This window comes from Amycolatopsis antarctica, assembly GCF_002262875.1.
Classification (GTDB): domain Bacteria; phylum Actinomycetota; class Actinomycetes; order Mycobacteriales; family Pseudonocardiaceae; genus Amycolatopsis; species Amycolatopsis antarctica.
Genome location: NZ_NKYE01000029.1, coordinates 1 through 22,507 on the forward strand (window position 1 = coordinate 1; position 22,507 = coordinate 22,507).

Here is a 22,507-nt window from a genome sequence, read left to right on the forward strand (position 1 = left end):
GGTGATAACCAGACGAGCCTTCGACATGCCCGAGCATCCAGCCCACCCAGCCAGTCGCCGATGACCCGCGACTCGTGTCGCCTATGACCTGAGACACCTGTCGCCTATCTCCTGAGCCAGGACACTGCTGCGCCCACCAGAAGATGGCTACCGATGCTGGTGGTCTACGTCGTGCAGCGGCCAGGTGACTGTTCGTTCGTGCTCGATCCGCGCGAGAATCGCCGCCACCGATCGCCCGTCTTGCGTCCATTCGGCCAGCAGTTGTGCTCGTCGTCTTTCCAGTCGCCAGAGCCACATCCACGCCACGCCGTATGCCGACACCGGTGCGGCGACCAGCAGGACGAGCCATCCCGACAGGCTCATGTCCGGAGGTCGCGACGGCCCGACTGTTCGGGCAGCCCGGAAGACCTGGTTCTTCTCGGCAATGACAGCGTCCCAGCAGACAGGTGGCTTACCACCTGCGGTATCTGCCGGTTGACAGCACACAGCGCGTCGGTCGGATCGACGGTGCGGGTGCCCGTCATGAGGCGTCAAGCGCGAGGACACCGGCACCTGCGGTAGCTGCCAGTTGAAGGATCATCATCCGACGCAACAGCGCGTGGCTCGCCAGGTGTCCGAGGTTCGGCACGATTACGTGGTGGGCGTCTGCACGGAAGAGTTCGCGCATCAGTTCGCCGAAGCCCTCGCGGGCACCCGGCTGAAACTCGAAGAAGATGCCGGGGAAACAGAACCCGCGCTGTTCGGCGTAGCCGCGCAGGGCCTGCTCGGTCTGACGCAGTGGGCCGTCGTCGGCGTTCTCCGGCACTCGCATATAACCGTAGGCCAGTGGCGGCAATGTGCCTATCGCCCACCGCTCACATTCCGTTCGGATTGTCACAGGTGCCCTCCTGTCGACCACTGATGCGACAACGGCGTTGGGAAGCGCACACCGCTGTCGGACGCAAACCTCGGGTGGTGCGCTGTGGCGGTGGCACCAGGAGCGGTCTCGTCGCCTCCGGATGCCTGCGTTCACATTGGAGCCCCACCACCTGAGCTGCGATGACGAAGTTCACCTGCCGGATATGCGCCGGATGCATATCCGGCGTTCCCAGAAACGCATACGGTGGTCACGTTGCGGATTGACGCGATCGCTACCGGGAGTTGGGTGCGCCACTGATGGGCCGACACGGCGGACGCCGATACTGCCGTTGCGGCACCCGGCTTGCCGCCGACAACCCCGCCGGGCTGTGCTCTCCCTGTCGGTCGCGGGGTCGCGCGATGCTCGCCACGCCGCCACAGGTGCCATCGGAGTTCTGGCAGACCGACCGGGTGCGTGATGCCCTGAACAGCTGGCACATGGGGCGGGTCATCCAGGCGTACCGCACGCACTCCTGGCACGGCCGACCGTTGCCGCAGGGCACCGTGGCCGGCTGGGTCGGGTTGACCCAGACGCAGCTCAGCCGCGTCGAGAACGGCCAGCCACCGCAAGACCTCGCAAAGCTCATAGAGTGGGCGCGTGTCCTCCGCATCCCCGCCGGGCTGTTGTGGTTCAAGCTGCCCGTTGCCGCTACGACCGAAGCAGCTGCGACGGCGAAAGCCGTACTGCCATCGGCAGATGATGACGACGTGAACCGCCGAGAGCTACTGCGGTTGATGAGCTTGACGGGCAGTTTGCTGGCCGTGCCCGTGGCCGACGTGCTGGACGTCGAGCGCCTGGCCGCGAGTACCACTGGGCGACCCGGCTCCGCCACGCTGGACGAATACGCCAGTCTGAACGTCCACCTCTGGCAGGTCTTCGCTCATTCGCCAGCCAAGCGTCAGGCGTTACCGCTGGTGCGCCGTCACCTGAGCGTGCTGACTGACCACTTACAGCAGCCGCAGTCGGCGCACAACCACCGGCGACTCTGCGGACTGGTCGGGGACTTGTTCCAGCTGTGCGGCGAGATTTGCTTCGACGGCAACCGCTATACCGACGCTGCCCAGTGCTATGCGCTGGCCGCCAGCGCCAGCAAGGAAGCCGGCGCGCCTGACCTGTGGGCGTGTGCCCTGACCCGCCATGCATTCATTGGGGTGTACGAGCGCCGTTTCGGCCAGGCCGCGCCGTTGCTCGACGGTGCCACCAGCGTGGCGCGCAGGGGCGATACGAGCCTGCCCACCCGGTACTGGGTGGCAGTTGTGCAAGCGCAGACCTACGCCGGTCTGGGCAAGTTCGACAGTTGCCAGCGGGCGTTGGAAATGGCCGGACGCGTCACCGAGTTGAACACTCCGGCGACCAGCGGTTGGCTGCGCTTCACCGGCTCACGTCTTGCTGAGGAACGGGGCAGCTGCTTCGTCGAACTTGGTCGTCCGGACCTGGCCGAACCGGCATTGAACGAAGCGCTCGCCCGCAGCCTGTCCGTTCGCCGACGCGGCAGCGTGTTGACCGATCTGGCGACGGTCGGGGCGCGGCGCGGCGATGCCGAACAGGTCGTGCTCTATGGCGGGGCGGCGGTTGATGCCGCCCGGCACACCGGCTCGGCCGGGTACGTCGGGCGCAAGCTCGCGACGCTGAAACCACAGTTGAAGCCGCTGTTGGCCGACAAGCATGTCCGCAATCTCGACCGCCAGATCGCCACTTTCACCGACCCGATCGATGCGAGGAGTTTCCCGTGACCGAACCCAGCCGTATCTTCCGCGACGCTTGGATCAGCGGAGTGAAGCGGCACTTTCCCGGGAACCCTAAGCCGGGCTACGTCGCCTCGTGGGAGGACATGCCGGACTGGGAGCGCCAGAGTGCAGGGGCAGTATTCGAGCAGGTACGGGCGTTCGTGGAAGTGTCTGACGGCCAGACGGCCAAGCTCAGCCGCGAGCAGAAAGGGCGGTTCGTCGCCACCTGCTGGGTCGCTCAGATTTACAAGCACATCGCGGAACCGAAGCCCGGGTACGTCGCCGACTGGCCAGATCTGCCGGAGTGGCAGCGTGAGACGGACGCGGACATCTTCGAGCGGATCGAATTCATCGCGGGTGTACGGCAGTAGAAATCCGTACCGGATGGGATCACGTCGAGCACTCCCGTCCTGGCAAGCCCGGTCTACGGCGGTGTCGATTTCTCGACCGCGACCGATTCGATCACCTGTGTTGAAAATCGCGAGACGCTGATGGCGAGTGTGGCGGAAGGAATTTTCCGAAAGGAATCGACAAGGCTCGACATTGCTTGAGTCGACGCTATTTTGCGATCAATGCCCCGAGTGCGACGAATGCCGACATGGTGGCCGCGAGAGCGGAAATCGATGCCGCGACACCGCCGATGCTGGTCAGTACTCGCTTGGTCAGCCTTCCCCACATGTCGACCCGTACCGACATCTTGAGCTTCTGCCATTTGTGCTGTTGAATCGAGCAGCCCATGAGTATTCCGTAGGCATTGTTCCGGCACGGTTCGTTCTCCCGAGTATCCGCGCAGCACCACATTGGCGCCTGGAACAGGGTGTACAGCACAACTGCACCCGAGATCGCCGCGATCACCCCGGGGCCGAGTGTGGTTCCGAACCAGCCGTAAGCGACGACAAGCAGTAATGCGTAGCCCCACAAACGGCCTATTTTCTTCTTGGTCTTGGCTTTCACGATCATCAACGATTGCAGGGGTCGATACACCTCTGGTAGCGCCAACCGGGTTGGTTCCTGCGTCCGGTTCAGCGTGCGGTATAAATCGCTACGAATACGCCGTCCGAGCAGCAGTCAAGTCGAGAATCACGGGTGCGCTGCCGAGTTGATGTCGCGTTGTCCTCTACTCGCGGTGGGCCGCGACAGCGACACCTCGCGGCCTTCTGCCTCGTGGGTGACCAGACGATCACTCTGAGCGATACGCCGGTGTGCGGCCGCTTGCAAGACCGCTTGCAACACCCGGCACAGCCCGGACCCGTGTTGAGCGGATCCGGGCTTGTCGCGTCTCGGGGCCGCTGGGCCTCCGCCGTGCACCTGCCCGCGCTCGGACGAGCGGCAGCGTGGTCAACGGTAACGCCGCCCGCCTGCCGCCGATGACGTGATCAGACCGTGCGGCGGACTGGGGGTGTTCGATGACGCGAACCGAGCGTGTGACGGACGTGCAGCGGGGGACAGACGGCCTGGAAGAAGTCCTGCGCGCGATCTGGAACTCCGGTCACGGAACTGCCGTCGCGATGTGCCGCCAGCTCGTCAGCGCGGACGATCCGGGACTGGACGACGCACTGATGCGCTTTCAGGCCGCCGGGTACCTGCGGCCGAGGGTCCGTCAGCTCGCGTGCAGGCTGCTGGTGCAGCGCGACCCGCACCGGGACCCGGCCCCGCTGCTGCACACCCCGCTCCGGCCGAGTGACGAACACGGTTCGCTGTTCCGCAGGACGGCCCGCCCGCTCGTCGTGGAGTACGCCTACGGCTACAGCAGGCTGCACGCACTCGAACCGCTGCGCCGTTACCCGGAGATCCTCGCCGGGGGAGGCCTCGACGCACGGCTGAACGCCGCCGTGGGCCTCGGCGACACCGGTGACCTCGCCGCGCTAGACACGCTGGCCGGTGCGCTCGCCGACCGGCACCCGGCCGTGCGTTCGGCCGCGGCCGACGCGGTCCGCAGGCTGCGGCACGCCGGCCGCACCGCCGTCCGCGCCCATCCCGTGTGCGACGGGCTGGCCGGTCTGCTGCGCGATCGCAAGCGGGGACCGCGGATCGCGGCGGCACGCGCCCTCGGCGCGCTCGGCCTCACCGCGCCGCTGCGGGACCTCGGCCTCGGTGACCGGGTCGAGCCAGCGCGGGTGCTGGCGGGCAACATCCCCTCCCTCGAACCGACCTGGCCGGGCGACGACACCATCTGACGACATCCACCGGACACGGACCGGGGACGCCGCACTGCGCTGCCGGAGCGCCGGGCGCATCCTGGGGCGGTGACCGCCGATGCCGCACTCTGGCTCTTCGCCGACCAGCTCGGCCCGCACTTCACCGACGGCCCGGACACCCACGATCGGGACATCGTCCTGATCGAGTCGGCACACGCCCTGCGGCACAAGGGTTACCACCGGCAGAAACTGCATCTGGTGCTCGCCGCCATCCGCGCGCTGCGCCGTGACCTCGGCGACCGGGTGACCGTCGTCGAGGCGGCGAGCTATCGGGCCGGACTACGCGAGTACGGGCGGCCGGTCGTGGTGCACGAACCCGGCTCGCACGCCGCGCACCGCCTCGTCCGGCGACTGCGTGAGGACGGCGTGGTCACCGAGATCCTTCCCACTCCAGGGTTCACACTGTCCACTCGGGACTTCGCAGAGTGGGTGCGGGACCGCCCCCGCTACGTGATGGAGGACTTTTACCGCGACCAGCGCAGGCGCCACGGCGTCCTGCTCGAACCGGACGGGGAACCGGTGGGCGGACGCTGGAACACCGACCACGACAACCGGGAGCCGCCGCCCTCGGGCGCGGACACCCTCGGCGTTCCCGCGCCCTGGCACCCCAGAGAGAACGAGATCGACGAGCGGGTCAGGGCCGACCTGGACGCGATGAGCGGACTGCACACCGTCGGCGAGGACGGGCCGCGTCGTTTCGCGGTGAGCCGTACCGAGGCGAAACGAGCGCTACGGAGGTTCCTCGACGCGCGGCTGCCGACCTTCGGCACCCACCAGGACGCCATGCTCGGTGGCGACTGGGCGATGTCGCACGCGCTGCTGTCCGTGCCGATCAACCTCGGCCTGCTCGACCCGCTCGACGTCGTGCGGCAGGCCGAACGGCGCTACCACGACGGGCACGCGCCGTTGTCCTCCGTAGAGGGTTTCACCCGGCAGATCCTCGGCTGGCGGGAATGGGTCTGGCAGCTCTACTGGCACCTCGGGCCGGACTACTCGCGGCACAACGCCCTGCGGGCCGAGACCCCGCTGCCCGCGTGGTGGACCGAGCTGGACGCGGACGCGGTCACGGCGCGCTGCCTGAGCGTCGCCATGGCGGGGGTGCGCGACCGCGGCTACGCACACCACATCCAGCGGCTGATGGTGCTCGGTAACCACGCCCTGCAGCGCGGCTACCACCCGGCCCGGCTCACCGAGTGGTTCGCGACGGCGTTCGTCGACGGGTTCCCGTGGGTGATGCCGGCGAACGTGATCGGGATGAGCCAGTACGCCGACGGCGGGATCGTCGCCACCAAGCCGTACGCCGCGGGTGGCGCCTACATCAACCGGATGAGTGACCACTGCGGCGACTGCGTCTACGACCCGAAGGTCCGGGTGGGGGAGAACGCCTGCCCGTACACCGCGGGGTACTGGGCCTGGATGGACCGCAGCGCCGGACGGCTGCGCGGCAACCACAGGATGGCCAAGCCGCTCGGCTCGCTGGAACGGCTGCGCGACCGCGCGGCCGTCGTCGAGCAGGAACACGACCGGAACCGGTTCTGAGAACACAGCCGCACGAAAGGACACCGACAATGCCGATATCGCGATCGATCCCCACGTCGACGCTCACCAAGATCCTCGGGGCCGGGACCGCCGCGTACGGGGCCGCCATCCTCGTCAGGCCGGCGCTGATGGCGAAGCCCTGCGGCCTCACCGACGCCAGGGGAGCCGTCGCCGCGTCGACCGGCATCCTCATCGGTGCGATCGGGCTCCGCGACATCGCTTCCGGGCTGGCGATGTCCTTCGCCCCGGACGGGAGGTCGCAGCGCACCGCACTGGCCGTCCGCGTCGCCTCGGACGCGGCCGACGCCCTGCTGCTCGGGCTCACCCTGCCCGACCGCTCGTTGCGGCCGAAGGCTGCCGCGGCGGCCGGCGGCTGGGGCCTGCTGTGCGCGCTGTCCGGCCTGGCGGGCCGCAAACGCTAGCTGTACCCCGGTCAGGACACCTCGGCCAGGTAGCGCGCGGCCTTGTCCGGGTCGAGGAACCAGTGCTGGAAGTCGGACGGGTCCTCGAAGCCGTTGACGAACCGGGAGGCCACCGCGGGTACCGAACCGGCGGCTCCGATGATCTCCAGCACGTGTGGGGGCGGCGGCTGGAGCATCGCGTTCGTCCAGTTCGTCACGTGCTGCGCGTAGCCCCAGTAGCGGTCGAAAGCGCCCCGCATGAACTCGCGGTCGAACGGCTTGTCCCCATGCTCCAGGATGGACTCCAGGTACGAGGCCGCGCACTTGGCCGCGTTGTTCGAGCCCTGTCCGGTGATCGGATCGTTGGCCACCACCACATCGGCCATGCCGAGCACGATCGCGCCCGAGGGCAGCTCGCCGACCGGGTTGCGCACCACAGGCGTGTACCCACCGGCCAATGTCGCCCGTGAGTCGGTGAGCTCCACCTCGGCGGTCCGTTCGTATTCCCACGGCAGGTACTGCTTCATGAAGCCGAGGATTCGCCGCAGGTGCTCGTCCGGGCCGGGCCGGTCCTGCCAGCAGTCCAGCGGGCCGCCGGGGACCCCCTCGAAGAACAGGATGTCGCAGTTCCCGGACAGCGTCAGCGAGGGGATCATGAACAGCTCTCCGACCCCCGGGATGATGTTGAACCGGACGCCGTTGTGCTCGGGATGCTCCGGCCGCGGCGCGAGCCCGTGCACGTAGGCGAGGGACAGCGCGCGCTGCGGCGCGGTGTACGGGGACAGAGCCGGGTCCCGGTCGAACAGCTCGACCAGCTCGCCCTTGCCCGCGGCCACCACGACCAGGTCGTACATTGCGGCCAGTGAGTTCAGATCCGAGGTCGTGACGCCGTGGATCACCAGCTTCCCGCCGCGCTCCTCGAACAACTCCAGCCAGCCGGGCATCTTGATCCGCTGGTCGACCGACTGCGCGTAGTTGTCGAGCCGGGCGAACCAGTCCAGGGCGCGGTTGCCGTCGGGGGCGGCGATGGACACGCCGAGCCCCTCGATGCGGACCGTGTCCGCCTCCCACAGGTTCAGCGCGTGGTCCCGTTCGTGCTGCAGCGCCATGTTGAACATCGCCTGGGTCGACATCACCTTGCCCTCCCGGATCTCCTCCGGGGTACGGGCCGACATCACGGTGACGTCGTAGTCGTTCTCCTGCAGCGTCAGCGCGAGCTGCAAACCGGACTGACCGGCACCGACGACGAGGACCTTACGCATTCTGCCTACCTCCAGGGCGTTCGAGCGCCACCGGTCGGACCGGGGCGTGGCTTGCCGATGCGTGACCGTGCGGGAAAGCCGGTGTGGCCGGCACCCGGCTAGGCGTGACTGTCCGCGGGGACCTGCTCGGGCCGCTCACCCGGCACGGTCACGCGGGCCAGCGAGAGCGTGTGCGTGACGACGGCCTGCAGGGCCTGTACCGCGGACGCGGGCTGCCGGGCGTCGCAGGTGATCAGCGGCGTGTCGGGGCCCAGCGCGAGCGCGTCCCTGACCTCGTCCAGATCGTGCTCCAGTTCCCCGTCGAACAGGTTGACCGCGACGATGAACGGCAGGTCGGAGTCGTTCTCGAAGTAGTTGATCGCGGCGAACGACTCGTCGATCCGGCGGGTGTCGACCAGCACGATCGCGCCGAGCGCGCCCCGGGAGAGGTCGTCCCACAGGAACCAGAACCGGGGCTGGCCCGGCGTGCCGAACAGGTACAGCAGCATGTCGGCGTCCAGGGAGATCCGGCCGAAGTCCATCGCCACGGTGGTGGTGGTCTTCGTGCCGTCCGGTGCCTGGTCGTCGACGCCGGTGCCTGCCTGGGTCATCCACGCCTCGGTGTTCAGAGGCGGAACTTCGGAAACGGATCCGACGAGCGTGGTCTTGCCGACCCCGAACCCGCCCGCGACGACGATCTTCGCCGAGATCGTCAGCAGATCCGCGTCAGACGGGGAGCCGCTTGAGTCCATCGAGGATCCTCTCGAGCACGTTCGTGTCGTGTTGGTAGGCCTGGGCCGTGGGATGGACGTAGACCGCGCCCTGCGTGGCGAGGTCGCTGACGAGGACGCGGACGACGCCCAGCGGCAGCGTCAGCGCCACCGACAGCTCCGCGATGGAGGTCCTGCCGCGGGCCCGCTCGTAGAGCGTGCGGGACTCGGGCATGAGGGAATCGGCCAGCGAGGCGTCGTACCGCGGGACCGAGATGAGCGTCTCGACGAGGAGCTGGTGCCGGGTGCGGGTACGGCCGCCGGTCAGGGCGTACGGGCGCACCCGCCTGCTCCGCATCGCGGGCGCGGCACCACCCGTGGCGTCTTCGGTGGACACGGTGATCACATCCTTGGGCCGGGCTGGTCAGGCCTGGGAGCGGCGGGCAGTCAGGACGCGACGCATGTCGGCGCGCCGTTCGGGTGTCAGTACGTGGCCCGCGTTGGTCACGAACTGGGTCATCTCGTAGGCGACGACCTTCATGTCGCACTCCGGGCCGGTCAGTACCGCGAGACCGGCACCCGAGCTTATCTCCATGAAGAGGAAATATCCCTTGGTCAGCCGCATGATGATCTGCTCACAGGAGCCCTTGTCGAACAGGGCGGCACTGTTGCTCGCCAGGCTCAGCAGCCCGCTGGAGATGGCGGCCAGATGTTCGGCCTCGTCTCCGCTGACCGCGTCCGAGGCGGTCAGCGGGAAACCGTCGGACGACATGATCAGGGCGTGTGACACCCCGTGCACCTTGTTCACGAAGTCGTTGATCAACCAGGTGAAGTCGGTGCGGTTGTCATTGGCGGCTGTCACTGCTCGGTTCCCTCTGCTCGGTCGCGCTGCTCGGCGCCGTTGCGCTCGTCGCGGGCGGCCTGTTCGCCGGTGGAGAAGGCATCGAGGTCGGCGAGCAGGCGGTCGTGCCCGGCACGCTGGTCGGCCTGAGGAGGCTGCGGGGTCTGTGGCGGCGCGGGCTGCTCGGCCAGGTTCTTGATGCTGCGGGAGACCCGGCGCGGCAACCCGTTGGGCGTGGTTCCGGTGCGGGGTTCGCCGGGCGGCGGGCCAGGGGCCGGCCTGCGCCGGACGGCGGGCTGCCCCGTAGGCGACCGGCGCTGCGGCAGATTCCCGCTCGGCGAGGCGGGCCGGGCGGCGCGGGCCGCCGGGACCGCGGCGGGGTGCTCGGGTGCCGGGGTCTGCGGGAAGACGACGGTCTGCGCGCCGGACCAGCTCGCCTCCGGCAGCTCGGAGACCAGCGTGGAGGGCAGCAGGACGGTGGCGGTGGTGCCGTGCGGGCTGCGCCGGTCGAGCCGGGTCCGCATGTCGTGCCTGGCCGAGAGCCTGCGCACCACGGCGAGGCCCATGTGCCGGACCGAGTCGTCGTCGAGCACCGGGTCGGAGACCAAGCGCTCGTTCAGCGACTCCAGTTTCTCGGCGGGCATCCCGATGCCCTCGTCCTCGATGCGCAACAGGACGCTGCCCTGCTCGGTCAGGTGCGCGCTGACCCGGACCGGCGTGTTCGGCGGCGACTGGTTGGCGGCGTTGTCCAGCAGTTCCGCGACGAGCCTGCCGAGGTCGTCGGCTGCGAAGCCGACGACGCCGAGCGAGGCGACGCGGCCGATGGTGATGCGGGAGTAGTGGTCGATCGAGGACATCGCCGCACGGATCACGTCGACCAACGAGGTCGTCCGGGCCACGCCGTCGCCCGCGTCCCGCCCGGCCAGTACCCGGAGGTTCTCGGCGTTACGGCGGAGCCGGGTCGCCAGGTGGTCGAGGCGGTACAGCTCGGCGAGCCGTTCCTGGTCCTCCTCCTGCGACTCCATCTCCTCGAGCTGTGCGAGCAGGGAGTCGACGAGGTTCAGGTCACGCAGGGCGATGCTGCCGCAGATCCCGCTCAGCGCCTGTTCCGACGACGGCGGCGGCGGGCCTGAATCCTGTACGGCAGCCCGCGGCTCGAGGGCGCGCGGTGCGGGGCGCGGCGGGGCCTGAGCAGCCGCCAGGTTCTGCCGCGACGTGCTGATGATCTGGGCGGCCGCCTCGCGGGAGCGGCCGATCAGCACCCTCGAGCGGTCCAGTAACTCCCGAGCGCGCGTGGCCATGTCGTCTACACCTTCTGCTCGCGTACCCGTGTCGTGTGCCGGCGCCGTTCACCCGATGCCGTCGCCTGCCGTGCTGCCGGCGGGGCGCCGACGCGGGACGCGGACGACTACCGGGCAACGCCAGCCATGGAATCAGACCCCGGGGCGGTTGTCCACAAGGAGTCCCCGTTCGCTCGCAGGCTGTGATCCGGCTCCGGGCCTGCCGATCTTCTCCCCGCGACCGCGCCGGAACACACAGTCGGTCCACAATGGACACTCTTGCCGGAGGGGCAGGGTGAGCTTCGCGACAGGCCGCGACACGCCCCCTCGGTCTCCCCCTCCGGCGGGTCGGCCGGGGGCATGATTGGACGACACCGTGCCACTCGAACCGTCGGAGCCGCGGGCTAGGCTGGGTGCCCCGTACGCCCTCGCCACGAGGCCGCCGCGGCGCCCGTCATCGTTCCATTCAGGGGAGGTCCTTGCTGGTGTCGAACGACTCCTTCGTCCACCTGCACGTGCACACCGAGTACTCGATGCTCGATGGTGCGGCGAAGATCGCTCCGCTGTTCGACGAGGCGGTCCGGCTGGGGATGCCCGCGGTGGGGATGACCGATCACGGGAACATGTACGGGGCGGACGAGTTCTACCAGCAGTCGGTGAAGGCGGGTGTCAAGCCGATCATCGGCATCGAGGCGTATGTGGCGCCGGAGTCACGGTTCCACAAGAAGCCGGTGTTCTGGGGGCAGAGCAACCAGCGCGGCGCTGACGAGTTCGGTGAGGGCGGGGACGTCTCGGGTGCGGGTTCGTACACGCACATGACGATGGTGGCGGAGAACGCCACCGGCTTGCGGAATCTGTTCAAGCTGTCGTCGTTGGCGAGTATCCAGGGGTACTACCGCAAGCCGCGAATGGACCGGGAGCTGATCGCCGAGAACGCGGAGGGCATCATCGCGACGACGGGGTGCCCGTCGGGTGAGGTGCAGACGCGGTTGCGGCTGGGGCAGACCGAGGCGGCGTTGCAGGCGGCGTCGGACTACAAGGACATTTTCGGCGCGGACAACTTCTTTCTGGAATTGATGGACCACGGCCTGCCGATCGAGCGGTCGGTGCGGGAGGGTCTGCTCAAGATCAGCCGGGAGTTGAATCTCTCGCCGTTGGCGACGAATGATTCGCATTATGTGACGCAGGATCAGGCGGATTCGCACTCGGCGTTGTTGTGTGTGCAGTCGGGAAAGACGCTGAACGATCCGAATCGATTCAAGTTCGACGGTAGTGGCTATTACCTGAAGTCGGCCGCGGAGATGCGGGAGTACTGGGACACGGAGGTTCCCGGGGCGGCGGATTCGACCCTGCTGATCGCGGAGCGGGTGCAGTCCTACGAGGAGGTCTACGCACACAAGGACCGGATGCCGGTCTTCACCGTCCCGGACGGTTACGACCAGGCGAGCTGGTTGCACCAGGAAGTGATGAAGGGCCTCGAGTGGCGCTTCCCCGAAGGGGCGCCGGAGGGCTACGCCGAGCGACTGGAGATGGAGCTCGGCGTCATCGTCCAGAAGGGGTTCCCGGCGTACTTCCTGGTCGTCGCCGACCTGATCAACTACGCGCGCGGTGTGGGTATCCGGGTCGGCCCCGGTCGTGGGTCCGCCGCCGGATCGCTGGTCGCGTACGTCCTCGGTATCACCAACCTGGATCCCATCCCGCAGAAGCTGCTGTTCGAGCGGTTCCTCAACCCCGAGCGCGCCTCGATGCCCGACATCGACATCGACTTCGACGACCGGCGTCGTGGCGAGATGGTCCGCTACGCCACCGAGAAGTACGGCTCGGACCGGGTCGCCCAGGTCATCACCTTCGGCACGATCAAGACGAAGGCCGCGATCAAGGACTCCGCCCGCGTCCACTACGGGCAGCCCGGTTACGCGATCGCGGACAAGATCTCCAAGGCGCTGCCGCCGCCGATCATGGCGAAGGACATCCCGCTGTCCGGGATCGTCAATCCGGAGCACGAGCGCTTCGGTGAGGCGGCCGAGGTGCGGGCGCTGGTGGAGACCGACGACGAGGTTTCGACGATCTTCAACACCGCTCGCGGGCTGGAGGGGCTGATCCGTAACGCGGGCGTGCACGCCTGCGCGGTGATCATGTCCAGCGAGCCGCTGATGGAGGCCATCCCGCTGTGGCGGCGGGACGACGGCTCGGTCATCACCGGCTGGGACTATCCGTCGTGCGAGGCCATCGGCCTGTTGAAGATGGACTTCCTCGGCCTGCGCAACCTGACCGTCATCGGTGACGCGATCGACAACATCAAGACCAACCGCGGCGAGGACATCGACCTCGACCGGCTCGGCATGGACGATCCGGAGACCTACAAGCTGCTCGCCCGTGGCGACACGCTCGGCGTGTTCCAGCTCGACGGCGGGCCGATGCGCGACCTGCTCCGCCGGATGCAGCCGACCCGGTTCGACGACATCGTCGCGGTGGGTGCGCTGTACCGCCCCGGCCCGATGGGCATGAACGCGCATAACGACTACGCCGACCGCAAGAACCTGCGGCAGAAGGTCACCCCGATCCACCCGGAGCTGGCCGAGCCCCTGAAGGAGATCCTGGCCGACACGCACGGCCTGATCGTCTACCAGGAGCAGATCATGCACATCGGCCAGAAGGTGGCCGGGTATTCGATGGGCCGCGCGGACGTGCTGCGCCGCGCGATGGGCAAGAAGAAAAAAGAAGTCCTGGACAAGGAGTTCGAGGGTTTCCAGGCCGGGATGAAGGCCAGCGAACTGCTGGACGGCGGATTCTCCGACGAGGCCGTGAAGGCGTTGTGGGACACCATTCTCCCGTTCGCCGGATACGCGTTCAACAAGAGCCACGCCGCCGCCTACGGCCTGATCTCCTACTGGACGGCGTATCTGAAGGCGAACTATCAGCCGGAGTACATGGCGGCGTTGCTGACGTCGGTGGGCGACAACAAGGACAAGTCGGCGATCTATCTGTCGGAGTGCCGCCGGCTGGGTATCAAGGTGCTGCCGCCGGACGTGAACGAGTCGGCGCTGCGGTTCGCCGCGGTCGGGGACGACATCCGGTTCGGCATGGGCGCGGTGCGCAACGTGGGTGCGAACGTGGTGGAGTCGGTGATCAAGACCCGGGAGGAGAAGGGCAAGTACTCCTCGTTCACCGATTTCCTGGACAAGTCGGAACTGGTGGCGTGCAACAAGCGGGTGATCGAGTCGTTGATCAAGGCGGGTGGCTTCGACTCGCTGGGGAACACGCGGTTGTCGATGGTGCAGGTGCACGAGGAGGCGGTCGAGGCCGTGGTGCCGCTGAAGCGGCAGCAGGCGATGGGGCAGTTCGACCTTTTCGGCGGGGGAGACGACTCCGATGGCGCGGCGATGTCGTCCTCGTCGCCGCTGGCGCATCTGAGGTTCGGCGAGCAGGAGTATCCGCGTAAGCAGTTGCTTGCGTACGAGCGGGAGATGCTGGGCCTGTACGTGTCGGCGCATCCGCTGGACGGTGCGGAGCGGATTCTGCGCAAGCATGCGCCGAGGCCGATCGCGGCGATTCTGGCCGACCCGCCGAAGGAGGGGGAGATCATCATCTCGGGGCTGATCACCGCCCTGGAGCGTCGGGTGAACAAGAAGGGCGAGCCCTGGGCGATCTGCCGGGTGGAGGACATGGACGCCTCGCTGGAGGTGTTGTTCTTCCCGAAGGCGTACGCGGTGTACTCGGCGGATCTGATCGAGGACGCGGCGGCGGTGTTCAAGGGCCGGGTGAACTGGCGTGAGGACAAGATGTCGATCTTCGGTGGCGGTCTGGTGCCGCTGGATCTCTCCGACGTCGAGAACGGTGTCGAGGAACCACCACTGGTGCTGCTGGCCTCGGCGGAGAAGATCAACCAGAGCGTCGTCGCCGAACTCAAACGCACCCTCGAAGTCCACAAGGGCGACACCCCGGTGCATCTCAAACTCGTCGGCACCCAGCGGCAGACCGTGTTCGCGCTGTACGACTACCCGGTTCGGGTCAGCTCCATGCTGATGGGCGAGCTCAAGGGCATCTCCGGGATCACGGCGGGCGCCTGAGTCACACCCGGTCGCCGCGACCGGGGCCGGAGGTGGCCCCAGGTGCTCCCGATCAGCAGCCCGGACCGTCCATAACCTCTGGCAGCTGTAGATCTTGGACCCGGCCCAGGACTCCCGAAGCTACGACCAGGTGCAAAGTAGAGCGTTGTAGCTGGTCACCACGGCTGCCTTCGACGGGCATCACGCCTCCCCTGCAGGGCTACGGTGGATCACGCGGTGGATGGTGGAGCGGTCGACGCGGTATTCCTCGGCGAGGTCGGCCAGCGTGACCTCGCCAGCGGCGTGAGGGCGTCGGATGGAGCGCTGCGCGGACTCAGGCAGTGTGGGCTGTTTCTCTTTGAACTTGCCCTTGCGTTTGGCGATGGCCACGCCGTCGCGGGTGCGCAGGTGGTTGAGGTCGGCCTCGAACTCGGCGACCATCGCGAGGGTTCTGCGGGAACAGCCGGTCGAACGGGTCGTCCCAGTCGTAGACCGAGGCGGCTAGGCCGAACAGCACGCCGCGGCCGCGGAGGTCGGTGAGGATCTGGTTGGCCTCGGCCATGTTGCGGGCGAATCGGTCGAACTTGGTGACTGTGAAGACGCTGCCGTCCCACACGGCTGCGAGGGCTTGGTCCAGTCCGGCACGGTTGGTGCGGGGTGGTGCCGGAGAACCCGCGGTCGATGTAGATCCGCTCGGGCTCGACTCGGAGCGCTTGAAGTTGCTCGGTCCGCACGAGCACGTCCTGCTCGTCGGTGGCGCAGCGTGCGTATCCGACTCGTGTCCCGTTCACGCGCTCGTTGTTCCGTATAACCCCCCATCACCGGAACGAAACCCGGAACACTGTTACGGAACGCCTCGGCCTGTAGTCCTGATCGCGTGTCCTGGTGTTCCGGTAGACGAACGTCTACCGGAACAGCACTCGGTGTGCGGATTGGTCTATTCCTGGCCGGAAGCCCAGATGTGCCCGCCGTTGGCCTGCATGTGCTCCTGTGCCCATTCCGCGAGGCTGGTCAATGGGATGCCGAAGTGCCTCACGAACTGCGGGCGGCCCGGCTGACCGGAGACGTTGAGCCACTTGTGCGAGGCGCCCATCGCCGGCATGCCGGCGGCGAGTGCCTCCTGCTCGGTCATGTCCGGGGCCGACAGTTGCCCGCCCAGGATGCGAGAGAGAACCTTGGCGATCTTCGTCACCGACAGGTAGTCACTCGCCAGTTCCAGTTCGACCCCGTCGAATCGCTGCGGCGCGGCGATGGCGGCAGCGGCCACCCTGCCGATGTCGTCCACCGCGGTCAGGGACAGCCGGGTTTCCGGGCGCAGAAGGGTGACCAGGCCGCCTTCGATGCCGCGCGGGAACAGGTAGGCCATTGGACGGGAGGAAGTTCTCCATGAAGAAGACCAATTGTGAACCGCCCCGTCAGTGGTCGGCACGCGACAGTGGGGCGGTAGCGGGTTGCTCTCGCCAGTACATTCCCGGGCCGTGGCGGGCGAGGACAGGGGGAGCGGTGATCGGCTATCAGCTCGCCGCCCGCCGCCGCGACCACGTCACTGCTCTCGTGTTCGCCGAAGCGTTGTTCCCCGGATTCGGCTTCGAGGACCACACCGCGCTCACTCCCGAGAATGTCTCCAGTGGCATGCACCTATGCCATCTGGGCTTCTACTTCCAGCCGGACATCCCCGAGACGCTGATCGCCGGACACGAACGCGAGCTGATTGCCTACATGATCAAGTACGAGCGCAGCCACCCCGACACCGCCACCCCCGAGGCGGTCGACGAATACGTGCGCCGCTACTCCATGCCTGGCGGCATCCGCGCGATGCTCTCGATCTACCGGGCAATGCTCGTCGACGCCGAACAAAACCGGCAAGCCGCACGGAAGAAGCTGGACATTCCAGTCCTGGCGCTCGGCGGCTCCGGGTTCATCGGCGACCGTAACGAGTCCCAGATGCGGCTCGTGGCCCACGACGCCACCGGACACGTCTTCAACACCGGACACGACCTCGCCGAGGAAGTACCCGACGAGATGACCGACATCATCCTGCCGTTCCTGACCGAACAAGTATCGGTGCGATGGTGCTGTAGCAATGGATGACTTCGCCTTTACCGGTAAGTGCTGCTGGAGTAGCTAGCCCAGCACGCGCCCGAGGAAGCCGCGTAGGTAACCCGCGACGACGTTGAGGTGGCTTTCCAGCAGGAAGTGGCCGCCGTTGATGAGGTGGATCTCCGCGTCCTTGGCGTCGCGGGCGAAGGCTTGCGCTCCGGCTGGGCCGAAGATTTCGTCGCCCTGGCCCCATACCGCGAGTACCGGGACCTCGTTGGTGCGTAGGAATTCGTGCAGCAGTGGGTAGAGCGGGCGGTTGTTCGGGTAGTCGCGGAACAGTGCCAGTTGGATCTCGTCGTTGCCTTCGCGGGAGACGAGGGCGTAGTCGTGTTCCCAGGTGTCCGGGCTGACCAGGCTCGGGTCAGGGACGCCATGCAGGTATTGCCAGCGGACTGCGTCGAGGCTCAGCGCGGCGCGGACGGCGGGTTCGGTGTCGGGGCCTGGGTTCGCCCCGTAGGCCCAGACGTCGGTCCAGAACGAGTCGACGAAGCCGTCCTCGTAGCCGTTGCCGTTCTGGGTGACGAGGGCGGAGATCCGTTCGGGGTGTTGGAGCGCGAGCCGCCAGCCGATGGGGGCGCCGTAGTCCTGGACGTAGAGGGCGTAGCGGTCCAGGCCCAGCTGGTCGAGCAGTCCGGAGGTGAGTTCGGCGAGGGCGTCGAAGGTGTAGGCGAACTCGCCTGCGAGGGGGGCGGCGGAGTGGCCGAAGCCGAGGTGGTCCGGCGCGATGACGTGGTAGTCCCCGGCCAGTAGCGGGATGAGCTCGCGGAACATGAACGAGCTGGTCGGGTAGCCGTGCAGCAGCACGATTGCGGGAGCGTCGGCGGGGCCGGCCTCGCGGTAGAAGATCTCGTGGCCGTCGACGGTGGCGGTCCGGTGGTGCACCGAGCTCATATCTAACCTCTTTGAATGTTTAATACGGTTAGTTCCTCGTCATGCAAGCACGGGTGGGTTAACCTGTCAAAGGGTTCGATCTAGTTAGAGGGGAGGGGCCCTCGATGGACGCGCTGCTGGACCTGCTCAACAGCAGACCACGGGTCAACGGCGAGGAACTCGACGCGCTCGGCGACCCGGCCGCAGGCAGACGCTGGGCGCGGGAACACGGCGGCGACGGCAGCCTCACGGAACTGGCCCTGCTGCGCGCGGCGCGGGGCCTCCTGTGGGACGTAGTGAGCGGAGAAAACCCGCCCACCGCATTGAGCCCGCTACTCGAAGGGGTCCACCAGATCCCGGAGTTCACTTCGGATGGTCTTCAGTGGACAGTCAAAACTCCCCCGCACGCCCGGTTGGCCGTCGAGATGGTCCTCGCCTGGGCCGCCACCGCGAAGCAACTACCCGGCCGACTACGCCCGTGCGCCAACGACGAGTGCCAACTGTTCCTGCTCGACCGCAGCCGCGCCAACCGCGCCCGCTGGTGCTCGATGGCCGTCTGCGGCAACCGCGCAAAAGCACGCCGCCACTACCAGCGCACCCGCTGACGGGGGAATGGCCGCTACTCCTGCCTGGGGTCGCCGTCCACGGGGCTGTCACGGCCGGGCAGGAATGACGCGATGGCGAGGGCGGCGAGCGCCGAGACGGCACCGATGCCCAGTACCACCCGGAAGGCGTCCTGTGCCGGGAGCGTGGCCGGTCCGAGGCTGATGGTCATCTGGGCCAGGACGGCGCCGGCGACCGCACTGGCGACCGAGGTGCCGATGGAACGCATGAGCGTGTTCAGGCTGTTCGCAGCGGCGGTCTCGGAGACCGGCACGGCGGCCATCACCAGGGCGGGCATCGCGCCGTAGGCCAGCCCGATGCCCGCGCCGATGAAGGTGGAGGCGATCATGAGCTGCCAGATGGCCGACATCATCACCAGGCTGAGGCCGTAACCGATCGCCACCACCAGCGCGCCGGTCATCAGCGTGATCTTGGGCCCTCTGGTCCGGGAGATCCGCGCCGAGATCGGTGCCATCGCCATCATCACCAGGCCGTTGGGTGCCATCACCAGGCCGGCGACCAGGATCGTCTGCCCGAGGCCGTAGCCGGTGGCGGCGGGCAGTTGCAGCAGTTGCGGGATGACCAGCGACATCGCGAACATCGCGAAGCCGAACACCATGGACGCGGTGTTGGTGAGCAGCACCTGCCTGCGTGCGGAGGTGCGCAGGTCGACCAGTGGCTGCCGGGTGCGCAGCTCCCACCAGCCCCACCCGAGCAGCACGAGGACCGCCGTGGCGAGCAGGCCCACGGTCAGGCCGCTGCCCCAGCCCCAGTCGCCGCCCTTGGAGATCGCCAGCAGCAGGCACAGCAGCGCGACCGAGAGGCCCACCGCGCCCGGCAGGTCGAATCGGCCACCGGTGCGGACTCTCGACTCCGGGACGAAGGCGAACACGAGGAACGCGGCCGCCGCGGCCAGGAACGAGGCGGCCCAGAACAGCGTGTGCCAGTCGGCGCGGTCGGCGATGAACGCGGCGGCGGGCAGGCCGAGTGCGCCGCCGACGCCCAGTGAGGCACTCATCAGCGCGGTCGCCCCGCCCAGCCGTTCGGCGGGCAGTTCGTCGCGCATGATGCTGATGCCCAGCGGGATCACGCCCGCGGCCAGTCCCTGGAGCGCGCGCCCGACGACCATCGGCGCCAGGCTGTACGACAGTGCGCACAGCACCGAACCGGCGATCAGCATGACCAGGCTGAACAGCAACATCCGCCGTTTGCCGTACATGTCGCCCAGCCGCCCGACGGTCGGTGTCGCGACCGCGGCCGCCAGCAGGGTCGCGGTGATCGCCCAGGCCGTGTCGGAGGGAGTGGCGCCCAGCAGCGCGGGCAGCGTGGGCACGAGCGGGATCACCAGGGTCTGCATGAGCGAGACCACGATCCCGGCGAAGGCCAGTACCGTGACCACAGCCTGCGGGCGCGTCCGGATCGGGGCGGCCGCGCCGGACGGCGTGGCGAGGACATCGGTCATCGGATCGGCTCCCGTGGTCGTCGCCGATGCGTCCTGGCGCGGCGGCGCAGCTTTAAGTCAGTCGCTTGACTGACGTTATCACCCGCGCCTAACGTGACTCCACGCGCTGGGCGGAGACGAGGAGGTCCTGCGATGACACAGGCGGAGGTACGGGGCGGGGACTCCTCGGTTCCCGTCCCCGGCGTTCGTGCGCCCCTTCCCGGCGGGCCCTCGATCGGCGGGCGTCGCGACGTGGCGGAGCGGTGGTGACCGTGCCGGGGAAGGCGGTCAGGGCGGAGCGGGTGGCCGCGACACGGGATCTGATCCTGTCGAACGCGGAACGCCTCTTCGCCGAGCACGGGGTCGCCGCGGTGTCCAACCGCCAGGTCAGCGAGGCGGCCGGACAGGGGAACAACACCGCCGTCGGCTATCACTTCGGCACCAAGGCCGACCTGGTTCGCGCGATCGTGCGCAAGCACACCGAGCAGGTCGAGTTACTGCGCGCCCGGATGGTCGCGGGTACCGGCGAGTCCGACGAGGTGCGGGACTGGGTGGCCTGCATGGTGCGTCCGCTCGCCCAGCACCTCGCCGATCTCGAATCGCCGACCTGGTTCGGCCGGTTCAGCGCACAGGCGATGACCGATCCGGCGTACCGGGAGATCATGGTGGTGGAATCCCTCGGTTCGCCTGCCCTGCTCCGCACCGCCGAGGAACTCGACCGGTGCCTCCCGGACCTGCCACCCGCCGTGCGGCGGGAGCGCCGCGACATGGCCCGCCTGCTCATGGTGCACATGGTGGCCGAACGCGAACGGGCGCTGGCCGAAGGCGGCCCGACCCCGCGGGATTCCTGGCAGCGGGCCGCGACCGGGCTGATCGACGCGATCACCGGCCTCTGGCTCGCTCCGGTGACCGGAGGGTGAGGACGCCGAGGCGAGGGCACCTCCCGGCGCGGTAGCCGGGTGACCATTGTGGACGGTCGCGGCGCGGACGCGGGGTCGTGCGCTCGTCCTGCCGGTCGGATGCCCAGCGGCGAGAATGGCCGACGTGACGACCGGTCAGCAGGCCCCCGAGGTGGACGGAGCGCCGGACCCGCGACGCTGGAAGGCACTCGCGGTGACCCTGGCGGCCGGGTTCATGGGGCTGCTCGACGTGAGCATCGTCAACGTCGCCCTGCCGTCGATCCAGAGCGGCCTCGGCGCGACTCCCGCCGGCATCCAGTGGGTGGTGTCCGGTTACGCGCTGACCTTCGGGCTGGTGCTCGTCGCGGGCGGCCGGCTCGGGGACACGCTCGGCAGGCGCCGGATGTTCCTGATCGCGCTCACCGCGTTCGTCCTGACCAGCGCGCTCGCCGGGGCGTCGGTGAACGAGGCGATGCTGATCGTCGCGCGCCTGCTGCAGGGTGCCGCGGCGGGCATGCTGACCCCGCAGAACACCGGGCTGATCCAGGACCTCTTCCACGGCGCGGAACGCGGCCGCGCGTTCGGCATGTTCGGCGCCACGGTCGGCATCTCCACCGCGGTCGGCCCGGTGCTGGGCGGGGTCATCCTCGCGGTCTCCGGTGAGTCCTCCGGCTGGCGGTGGGTGTTCTTCGTGAACATCCCGATCGGCATCCTCGCCCTGGTGCTCGCGATGAGGCTGGTCCCGCGATCGGAACGGGCACCGGGCAGGTTACGGGCGGAGATCGACGGCGTCGGGGCGATCCTGCTCGGCCTGGCCGTGCTCGGCGTGATGTTCCCGCTCGTGCAGTCCGAGCAGGGCGGCCCGCGGCGGTTCTGGTGGATGTTCCCGCTGTCGGTGCTGCTCGGAGTCGCCTTCGTCTACTGGGAACGCAGGCTGGCCCGCGGGAAGCGGCCACCGCTGCTGGACACCCGCCTGTTCACCGCCACCCCCGGATTCGCCCGCGGGGCCGCGATCGGCGCGGTGTACTTCAGTGGGTTCGCCGGCGTATGGCTGGTTTTCGCGTTGTTCTTCCAGCAGGGCCTCGGTTACACGGCGCTGCAGTCGGGACTGGCGGTGACGCCGTTCGCGCTGGGCTCGGCGGTGGCGGCGGCGATCGCCGGAAGACTCGTGCAGCGCTGGGGCAGGCGGTTGACGGTCGCGGGCCTGACCACGGTCGCCGCCGGGCTGGGCGTGGTGGCCGTGCTGGTCCGGGTCGTCCCCGCCGCTTCGGTGGGATTCGCCGTGGCCCTCCCGCTGCTGCTCGCCGGTATCGGCGGTGGCATGGTCATCTCCCCGAACACGACGCTGACGCTGGAACGGGTGCCCGGGGCGACCGCCGGGGTCGCGGGCGGGGTGCTGCAGACCGGGCAGCGCATCGGGACCGCGATCGGAACGGCGGTACTGGCCTCTGTCTTCCACGCGATCGCTCTGCCAGGGGGCGACTATCAGGCAGCGGTCTCCGTGGCCCTGCTCTGCTCGGTCGGCTTCACCCTGCTCGCATTGATCCTGGCGGCGTTGGAACTACGCCACGATCACCGTAGTGAGCAGCGAATGTCGCACAAAGTAGCAGCGACTGGTCCATTCGAGTGAGGTTGACAGCCGGATGCTGGTGCTACTGAGAGCGACTGTGACAGCCTTGGCCTGCCTTCGCTGGAGAAAAATGGCTACCC

22 protein-coding genes and 1 pseudogene are annotated in these 22,507 nt (G+C 68.3%); 10 read left to right on the forward strand and 13 right to left on the reverse strand.

Annotated elements, in window-relative coordinates:
- Positions 1–147: 147 nt before the first annotated feature.
- Both CFN78_RS27795 and CFN78_RS27800 read right to left on the reverse strand, forming a co-directional pair.
- On the reverse strand, positions 148–363 hold the full coding sequence (locus CFN78_RS27795; protein WP_094866253.1) for a hypothetical protein: 216 nt from the start codon (positions 361–363) through the stop codon (positions 148–150).
- Between the two features lie 157 nt (positions 364–520).
- Positions 521–805 carry a hypothetical protein gene (locus CFN78_RS27800; protein ID WP_094866255.1) on the reverse strand — a complete coding sequence of 95 codons (285 nt, stop codon included), beginning with the start codon at positions 803–805 and terminating at the stop codon, positions 521–523.
- 452 nt (positions 806–1,257) lie between these two features.
- On the opposite strand from CFN78_RS27800, the gene CFN78_RS30005 reads away from it, so the two are divergent.
- Complete coding sequence (locus CFN78_RS30005; protein ID WP_240519739.1) at positions 1,258–2,631, forward strand: NsdA family TPR-like regulatory protein; 1,374 nt, start codon at positions 1,258–1,260, stop codon at positions 2,629–2,631.
- On the forward strand, positions 2,628–2,996 hold the full coding sequence (locus tag CFN78_RS27810) for a hypothetical protein (RefSeq protein ID WP_094866257.1): 369 nt from the start codon (positions 2,628–2,630) through the stop codon (positions 2,994–2,996). The genes CFN78_RS30005 and CFN78_RS27810 overlap by 4 nt, the downstream gene beginning before the upstream one ends.
- Before the next feature lie 187 nt (positions 2,997–3,183).
- Here the strand turns inward: CFN78_RS27810 and CFN78_RS28940 are convergent, their stop codons facing one another.
- Positions 3,184–3,579: a hypothetical protein gene (locus tag CFN78_RS28940; RefSeq protein WP_133116500.1), complete on the reverse strand. Its 396-nt coding sequence runs from the start codon at positions 3,577–3,579 to the stop codon at positions 3,184–3,186.
- Positions 3,580–4,031: 452 nt separating this feature from the next.
- Between CFN78_RS28940 and CFN78_RS27820 the strand changes: the two genes are divergently transcribed.
- The 3 genes from CFN78_RS27820 to CFN78_RS27830 all read left to right on the forward strand — a co-directional run bounded on the left by CFN78_RS27820 (position 4,032) and on the right by CFN78_RS27830 (position 6,784).
- Positions 4,032–4,802 carry a HEAT repeat domain-containing protein gene (locus CFN78_RS27820; protein ID WP_094866260.1) on the forward strand — a complete coding sequence of 257 codons (771 nt, stop codon included), beginning with the start codon at positions 4,032–4,034 and terminating at the stop codon, positions 4,800–4,802.
- Positions 4,803–4,871: 69 nt separating this feature from the next.
- Positions 4,872–6,362, forward strand: a complete 1,491-nt coding sequence (locus CFN78_RS27825; protein ID WP_094866262.1) for a cryptochrome/photolyase family protein — start codon at positions 4,872–4,874, stop codon at positions 6,360–6,362.
- Between the two features lie 29 nt (positions 6,363–6,391).
- Complete coding sequence (locus CFN78_RS27830) at positions 6,392–6,784, forward strand: hypothetical protein (protein WP_094866264.1); 393 nt, start codon at positions 6,392–6,394, stop codon at positions 6,782–6,784.
- Between the two features lie 11 nt (positions 6,785–6,795).
- Here CFN78_RS27830 and CFN78_RS27835 read toward each other — a convergent pair whose 3' ends face one another.
- From CFN78_RS27835 to CFN78_RS27855, 5 genes are all read right to left on the reverse strand, one after another.
- Positions 6,796–8,025, reverse strand: a complete 1,230-nt coding sequence (locus CFN78_RS27835) for a styrene monooxygenase/indole monooxygenase family protein (RefSeq protein WP_094866266.1) — start codon at positions 8,023–8,025, stop codon at positions 6,796–6,798.
- Positions 8,026–8,123: 98 nt separating this feature from the next.
- Entirely contained in the window at positions 8,124–8,756 is a 633-nt protein-coding gene (locus CFN78_RS27840; protein ID WP_094866268.1) for a GTP-binding protein, read from the reverse strand.
- Entirely contained in the window at positions 8,731–9,072 is a 342-nt protein-coding gene (locus tag CFN78_RS27845; protein ID WP_094866299.1) for a DUF742 domain-containing protein, read from the reverse strand. The genes CFN78_RS27840 and CFN78_RS27845 overlap by 26 nt, the downstream gene beginning before the upstream one ends.
- Positions 9,073–9,138: 66 nt before the next feature.
- Complete coding sequence (locus CFN78_RS27850; protein ID WP_094866270.1) at positions 9,139–9,576, reverse strand: roadblock/LC7 domain-containing protein; 438 nt, start codon at positions 9,574–9,576, stop codon at positions 9,139–9,141.
- Complete coding sequence (locus CFN78_RS27855; protein WP_094866272.1) at positions 9,573–10,856, reverse strand: sensor histidine kinase; 1,284 nt, start codon at positions 10,854–10,856, stop codon at positions 9,573–9,575. Before CFN78_RS27855 ends, CFN78_RS27850 begins: the two co-directional genes overlap by 4 nt.
- A gap of 464 nt (positions 10,857–11,320) precedes the next feature.
- Between CFN78_RS27855 and dnaE the strand changes: the two genes are divergently transcribed.
- The gene (dnaE, locus tag CFN78_RS27860; protein WP_094866274.1) at positions 11,321–14,905 is read left to right on the forward strand and encodes a DNA polymerase III subunit alpha; all 3,585 of its coding nucleotides are present in this window, start codon (positions 11,321–11,323) and stop codon (positions 14,903–14,905) included.
- Between the two features lie 180 nt (positions 14,906–15,085).
- Here the strand turns inward: dnaE and CFN78_RS29625 are convergent, their stop codons facing one another.
- From CFN78_RS29625 to CFN78_RS27870, 3 genes and pseudogenes are all read right to left on the reverse strand, one after another.
- Positions 15,086–15,325, reverse strand: a complete 240-nt coding sequence (locus tag CFN78_RS29625; RefSeq protein ID WP_205660684.1) for a recombinase family protein — start codon at positions 15,323–15,325, stop codon at positions 15,086–15,088.
- Positions 15,219–15,524: pseudogene (locus CFN78_RS30400) on the reverse strand (recombinase family protein); the annotation flags it as partial. The pseudogene CFN78_RS30400 and the gene CFN78_RS29625, both read right to left, overlap by 107 nt.
- A 297-nt stretch (positions 15,525–15,821) precedes the next feature.
- Positions 15,822–16,250, reverse strand: coding sequence for an NmrA family NAD(P)-binding protein (locus CFN78_RS27870; protein ID WP_338065560.1), 429 nt, complete (start codon positions 16,248–16,250; stop codon positions 15,822–15,824).
- Positions 16,251–16,387: 137 nt separating this feature from the next.
- Here CFN78_RS27870 and CFN78_RS27875 point away from each other — a divergent pair, with 137 nt between their 5' ends.
- Positions 16,388–16,975, forward strand: coding sequence for an alpha/beta fold hydrolase (locus CFN78_RS27875; protein ID WP_205660682.1), 588 nt, complete (start codon positions 16,388–16,390; stop codon positions 16,973–16,975).
- 33 nt (positions 16,976–17,008) lie between these two features.
- Here CFN78_RS27875 and CFN78_RS27880 read toward each other — a convergent pair whose 3' ends face one another.
- The gene (locus tag CFN78_RS27880) at positions 17,009–17,875 is read right to left on the reverse strand and encodes an alpha/beta fold hydrolase (protein ID WP_094866277.1); all 867 of its coding nucleotides are present in this window, start codon (positions 17,873–17,875) and stop codon (positions 17,009–17,011) included.
- A 104-nt stretch (positions 17,876–17,979) separates the two neighbouring features.
- On the opposite strand from CFN78_RS27880, the gene CFN78_RS27885 reads away from it, so the two are divergent.
- Positions 17,980–18,459 carry a CGNR zinc finger domain-containing protein gene (locus tag CFN78_RS27885; protein ID WP_094866279.1) on the forward strand — a complete coding sequence of 160 codons (480 nt, stop codon included), beginning with the start codon at positions 17,980–17,982 and terminating at the stop codon, positions 18,457–18,459.
- Positions 18,460–18,473: 14 nt separating this feature from the next.
- Here CFN78_RS27885 and CFN78_RS27890 read toward each other — a convergent pair whose 3' ends face one another.
- Positions 18,474–19,919 (reverse strand): MFS transporter, encoded by a 1,446-nt coding sequence (locus CFN78_RS27890; protein ID WP_094866281.1) that lies wholly within the window; start codon positions 19,917–19,919, stop codon positions 18,474–18,476.
- Positions 19,920–20,170: 251 nt separating this feature from the next.
- Between CFN78_RS27890 and CFN78_RS27895 the strand changes: the two genes are divergently transcribed.
- Together CFN78_RS27895 and CFN78_RS27900 are read left to right on the forward strand one after the other, a co-directional pair.
- A complete protein-coding gene (locus CFN78_RS27895) occupies positions 20,171–20,818 on the forward strand; it encodes a TetR/AcrR family transcriptional regulator (protein ID WP_094866301.1) in 648 nt (215 codons plus the stop codon).
- A 124-nt stretch (positions 20,819–20,942) separates the two neighbouring features.
- Positions 20,943–22,427, forward strand: coding sequence for an MFS transporter (locus tag CFN78_RS27900; protein ID WP_240519740.1), 1,485 nt, complete (start codon positions 20,943–20,945; stop codon positions 22,425–22,427).
- The last annotated feature ends 80 nt before the right edge of the window (positions 22,428–22,507 follow it).

Bases quoted from the DNA above. Each gene is read 5' to 3' on its own strand.
- CFN78_RS27795 (WP_094866253.1), bottom strand. From the start codon at position 363: ATGAGCCTGTCGGGATGGCTCGTCCTGCTGGTCGCCGCACCGGTGTCG.
- CFN78_RS30005 (WP_240519739.1), top strand. From the start codon at position 1,258: ATGCTCGCCACGCCGCCACAGGTGCCATCGGAGTTCTGGCAGACCGAC.
- CFN78_RS27820 (WP_094866260.1), top strand. From the start codon at position 4,032: ATGACGCGAACCGAGCGTGTGACGGACGTGCAGCGGGGGACAGACGGC.
- CFN78_RS27830 (WP_094866264.1), top strand. From the start codon at position 6,392: ATGCCGATATCGCGATCGATCCCCACGTCGACGCTCACCAAGATCCTC.
- CFN78_RS27835 (WP_094866266.1), bottom strand. From the start codon at position 8,025: ATGCGTAAGGTCCTCGTCGTCGGTGCCGGTCAGTCCGGTTTGCAGCTC.
- CFN78_RS27840 (WP_094866268.1), bottom strand. From the start codon at position 8,756: ATGGACTCAAGCGGCTCCCCGTCTGACGCGGATCTGCTGACGATCTCG.
- CFN78_RS27845 (WP_094866299.1), bottom strand. From the start codon at position 9,072: ATGCGGAGCAGGCGGGTGCGCCCGTACGCCCTGACCGGCGGCCGTACC.
- CFN78_RS27855 (WP_094866272.1), bottom strand. From the start codon at position 10,856: ATGGCCACGCGCGCTCGGGAGTTACTGGACCGCTCGAGGGTGCTGATC.
- CFN78_RS29625 (WP_205660684.1), bottom strand. From the start codon at position 15,325: ATGGTCGCCGAGTTCGAGGCCGACCTCAACCACCTGCGCACCCGCGAC.
- CFN78_RS27870 (WP_338065560.1), bottom strand. From the start codon at position 16,250: ATGGCCTACCTGTTCCCGCGCGGCATCGAAGGCGGCCTGGTCACCCTT.
- CFN78_RS27880 (WP_094866277.1), bottom strand. From the start codon at position 17,875: ATGAGCTCGGTGCACCACCGGACCGCCACCGTCGACGGCCACGAGATC.
- CFN78_RS27885 (WP_094866279.1), top strand. From the start codon at position 17,980: ATGGACGCGCTGCTGGACCTGCTCAACAGCAGACCACGGGTCAACGGC.
- CFN78_RS27890 (WP_094866281.1), bottom strand. From the start codon at position 19,919: ATGACCGATGTCCTCGCCACGCCGTCCGGCGCGGCCGCCCCGATCCGG.